We start from the raw sequence: 281 nt of genomic DNA on the forward strand, positions 1-281 counted from the left end.
GGGATACAAAGCATGCACGTTATATCAGCACCCCAAAAATGACCAGCTGGGGGCGTGCATTGGCCGATGAGTTGCAGCATACCTGCATAGCATTTAAAACCCGTGTCGCGCCATTACATAAAGCGCATTTTGTAGAAGAAAATAGTGCTGATAGCAAAACGGAACTGTTCGATGAAGAGGGCAACAGTCTTGGCGGCTTTGATTGGGTGATTTGTACCGCGCCAAATGCTCAGGCGCTAGAGTGGATGGCAGATAGCGGCTTTACGAGACAAGCTGATATT

1 protein-coding gene is annotated in these 281 nt (G+C 48.4%); it reads left to right on the forward strand.

Annotated features, from left to right (window positions below; translation table 11 throughout):
- Window positions 1–59: 59 nt before the first annotated feature.
- Window positions 60–281, forward strand: a 222-nt coding sequence (locus AAEZ03_RS26965) for a hypothetical protein (RefSeq protein ID WP_502947965.1), incomplete at its 3' end; no start/stop codon positions are given.

It is taken from the genome of Pseudomonas sp. HY2-MNA-CIBAN-0224, assembly GCF_040310285.1.
GTDB lineage: Bacteria > Pseudomonadota > Gammaproteobacteria > Pseudomonadales > Pseudomonadaceae > Aquipseudomonas > Aquipseudomonas helleri.